Source organism: Rhizomicrobium sp. (genome assembly GCF_056722145.1).
The window spans coordinates 1-2,648 of record NZ_JBWZET010000379.1 but is presented as its reverse complement, the minus strand read 5'-3'; the positions used below and the strand labels follow the sequence as shown (position 1 = coordinate 2,648).

The 2,648-nt window shown below is 66.7% G+C and carries 4 protein-coding genes; 1 reads left to right on the top strand and 3 read right to left on the bottom strand.

Features of this window, described 5'->3' with window-relative positions; translation table 11 throughout:
* Both AC1P6P_RS20115 and AC1P6P_RS20110 read right to left on the bottom strand, forming a co-directional pair.
* A partial coding sequence (locus AC1P6P_RS20115; RefSeq protein WP_481404230.1) for a hypothetical protein occupies window positions 1–440 on the bottom strand: 440 nt, incomplete at its 3' end.
* 38 nt (window positions 441–478) lie between these two features.
* Window positions 479–829, bottom strand: a complete 351-nt coding sequence (locus tag AC1P6P_RS20110; protein WP_481404229.1) for a winged helix-turn-helix transcriptional regulator — start codon at window positions 827–829, stop codon at window positions 479–481.
* Window positions 830–913: 84 nt separating this feature from the next.
* Between AC1P6P_RS20110 and AC1P6P_RS20105 the strand changes: the two genes are divergently transcribed.
* Window positions 914–1,345 carry an EamA family transporter gene (locus AC1P6P_RS20105; RefSeq protein WP_481404228.1) on the top strand — a complete coding sequence of 144 codons (432 nt, stop codon included), beginning with the start codon at window positions 914–916 and terminating at the stop codon, window positions 1,343–1,345.
* On the opposite strand, the gene AC1P6P_RS20100 is transcribed toward AC1P6P_RS20105, so the two are convergent.
* A complete protein-coding gene (locus AC1P6P_RS20100; protein WP_481404227.1) occupies window positions 1,342–2,490 on the bottom strand; it encodes a type III PLP-dependent enzyme domain-containing protein in 1,149 nt (382 codons plus the stop codon). The genes AC1P6P_RS20105 and AC1P6P_RS20100 overlap by 4 nt on opposite strands.
* Window positions 2,491–2,648: the final 158 nt, after the last annotated feature.

The window sequence follows — 2,648 nt, the reverse complement described above, 5'->3', positions numbered from 1 at the left end:
TCGCCGAGCACGGTGATGATGAGGCGGCGCGGCAGCTCGCCAAGGCGCGCCAGGGTGCCGGAGAAATCGCATGCCCGATTGCGGGCGGCGGCGAGCACGGCGGCTTCATCGCGCACCGTCGGCAGCGGCGTGATGCCTTCGATCTCGTTGCGCATCAGGATTTCGCGGCGCAGCGGCGCCGGCGCGGCGAGGTAGAGCAAATTCATCAGCTTGAGGGCAATATCGCGGCGGCCCGCCAGGCGCCCGGCGAGCACGGCCTGGGTGTCGTCGTCGGCTTCGCGCAAGGCGGATTCGAACAGCGCCAGCACCGGCGGCCGCATTGCCTCGGGCCAATCGGACGGCCAATAGAGAACGAGATCGCATAGCTCGCGTGCCAGCGGCGACCACCGCCGCTCCGCCGCCAAGCCCACCAGCTGGGCCAGCCGCTCTTTCGCGCGCATCCACACCCCCTTACCCGGGTCACAGTATAGCAGGGGCGTTAAGAATTTGTTGGGGAAGCTGTGCGGCAGACTCGCTCGCCGGCCAGCCCGCGCGGATCGCGGCAGCCCGGTAAGCTGTCGAGGCCCCAGCCGGCGATCAGGCGCACGAGATCGGCGAATTTTTCGCCCTTGGCGGTCAGCCGATAGATTTGGCGGCGGCGATCGGCCGGATCGGGGCGGACCGCGATCACCCCGTCGCGGCAGAGCTGCCGCAGCCGCTGGGCAAGGATGTTGGGGGCGATGGCTTCGGGCGAGGCCATCATGGCGTCGAAGTGCTGCCGCCCGGTGGCGAGATCGCGGATCACCAGCAGCGACCAGCGGTCGCCGACGAGGTCGAGGGTCCGGGCCACCGGACAAGGGGAGCGGGGGGCGCGCAGGTTTGACGGCTCGCGAGATTACTTGCAAAGTGCAAGTTAAACCCCGAGGACGTGCGCATGCAACCCCTGATGCAACCGTATGTGGTCTGGGCCCTGATCGGCATGACCGGCTATTCCTGCACCAGCTTGTTCGTGAAGCTGGCGGTGCGCGCCGGGCTCAGCGGCTATGCCGTGCTGGCGGTGGCGAGCGTGGTGGTGCTGGCGGCGACGCTGGCGATCGTGCTGGTCCGTGGCGATCTGGCGACCGCCAGCTTCAACCGCGTCGCGCTCGGCTGGTCGTTGGCGGCGGGCCTGGCGCTGGCGGTGGCGGTGAGCTCGTTCTTCCGGGCTCTGGCGAGCGGACCGGCCTCGCTGGTGGTGCCGATCTACGGCCTGTTCATCGCCGGCGGCGCCCTGCTCGGCGTGCTGGTGCTGCACGAGCCGCTGACGCTGCGCAAAACCGCCGGCCTCGGCACCGCCCTGATCGCGATCTGGCTCCTGGCGGCCTAATCGGCGATTTCCACCCAAGTATCGGGATAGAAGCCGTTGAAGGTGGTGCGCACCGCCACGGTATAGGCGCCCATGGCGTCGAACACGACGAAGTCGCCGGGTGCGATGCCGTCGGGAAGCATTTGCGGCCGCGGCAGCACGTCGAGGGTGTCGCAGGTCGGCCCGTAGACGCGGAACGGCTTGGGCGTGCCCGGCAGCGGCAGCACCCGGCCTTTGGCGTCGAGGGTGAAGACGCGATTGGGATAGTCGGCATCGAAGCCGGGCAGGGTCAGTTCGTCGAATGAGCCATAGGTGCCGTCGTTGAGGAACAGCCGGTCGTTTTTGCGCGACACCACCTGGGTGATGACCGACAGGCCCTCTGCCACCAGTGCCCGCCCCGGCTCGCACAGCAGCGGCAGCCCGGGGATTTCCAGGGTGTCGATCGATTCGCGGATGGTGTCGAAATACCAGAGATACGGCGGCACATCGTTGTTGATGTAGGGGGCCGGAAAACCGCCGCCGATGTCGAGCCCGGAAATGACGACGCCGGAGCGGTCGAGCGTGCGCCGCACGATTTCCACCGCCTGGGCATAGGAGAACGGCGACAGGCACTGGCTGCCGACATGGAAGGTGATTGCCGGTTTGGCGCCGCTCATCACCACGCGCTTCAGGAGGCGCGCGCCTTCCTCGGGATTGGTGCCGAATTTGGAGGAGAGTTCGAGCAGCGCCCCGCCCAGCGCCGCCGCCAGCCGCACGAAGATGCGGATGCGCGAGGGATCGGCGATTTCGCCGAGCAGCTTGTCGAGTTCGAAATCGGAATCGATGACATAATCGGTGACGCCGAATTCTTCGAACGCACCCCTGGCGTGGCCGGGCAGGCGCACCGGCGCCATGAAGTGGCAGGTCGCTTCCGGAAAACGTGTCTTGATCATCTTCACTTCGCCGAGCGAAGCGGTGTCGAAATGGCGGATGCCGGCGGCCCAGACGTGATCGAGCACTTGCGGCGCCGGATTGGCTTTCACCGCATACATCGGATCGCCGGGAAAACCATCGAGGAAGCGTTGTGCCGCAGCTTTGAACTTGGCGGGACGAAGGGCATAGACCGGTTCGACCGGTTTCGTCTTCGCAATGACTTCTTCGACCGTGGCAAAGCGAGGGATCGCCATCAACGCTGCCCTATGAACACGAGCGTTAAATGGGGCACAGGGGGGTGAGGGTCAAGGGGTGAATGGTGGGGGACCCGGATTGGTGCGGAGGGAAATTACCGCCAGACCCAGGTCCCCCGTCTGCTCGCCGCGGGGGGCTACGAGCAGGAGCTTAATTC

Coding starts and splice junctions, on each gene's coding strand:
- AC1P6P_RS20105 (WP_481404228.1), top strand. CDS start 914: ATGCAACCCCTGATGCAACCGTATGTGGTCTGGGCCCTGATCGGCATG.
- AC1P6P_RS20100 (WP_481404227.1), bottom strand. CDS start 2,490: ATGGCGATCCCTCGCTTTGCCACGGTCGAAGAAGTCATTGCGAAGACG.